The following is a 435-nucleotide window of genomic DNA, read 5'->3' as shown; positions in this document are numbered from 1 at the left end:
GAAGTCGTAACAAGGTAGCCGTATCGGAAGGTGCGGCTGGATCACCTCCTTTCTAAGGATATATTCGGAACATCTTCTTCAGAAGATGCGGAATAACGTGACATATTGTATTCAGTTTTGAATGTTTGTTCATTCAAATTAATGGGCCTATAGCTCAGCTGGTTAGAGCGCACGCCTGATAAGCGTGAGGTCGGTGGTTCGAGTCCACTTAGGCCCACCATTAATTTAATACCTATTTGGGGGCTTAGCTCAGCTGGGAGAGCGCCTGCTTTGCACGCAGGAGGTCAGCGGTTCGATCCCGCTAGTCTCCACCATTATTTGTACATTGAAAACTAGATAAGTAAGTAAAATATAGATTTTACCAAGCAAAACCGAGTGAATAAAGAGTTTTAAATAAGCTTGAATTCATAAGAAATAATCGCTAGTGTTCGAAAG

The 435-nt window shown here is 42.5% G+C and carries 2 tRNA genes and 1 rRNA gene; all 3 read left to right on the top strand.

What is annotated here, in order from left to right:
• Positions 1 to 52, top strand: a 16S ribosomal RNA gene (locus IDG60_RS02705); the annotation flags it as partial.
• A 91-nt stretch (positions 53 to 143) separates the two neighbouring features.
• Positions 144 to 220: transfer RNA gene (locus IDG60_RS02700), tRNA-Ile, on the top strand.
• An 18-nt stretch (positions 221 to 238) separates the two neighbouring features.
• Positions 239 to 314: transfer RNA gene (locus tag IDG60_RS02695), tRNA-Ala, on the top strand.
• Positions 315 to 435 lie beyond the last annotated feature (121 nt).

The organism is Staphylococcus sp. EG-SA-2 (assembly GCF_017152085.1).
The sequence above is the reverse complement of the archived record's forward strand: the minus strand, read 5'-3'. Positions and strand labels throughout refer to the sequence as shown.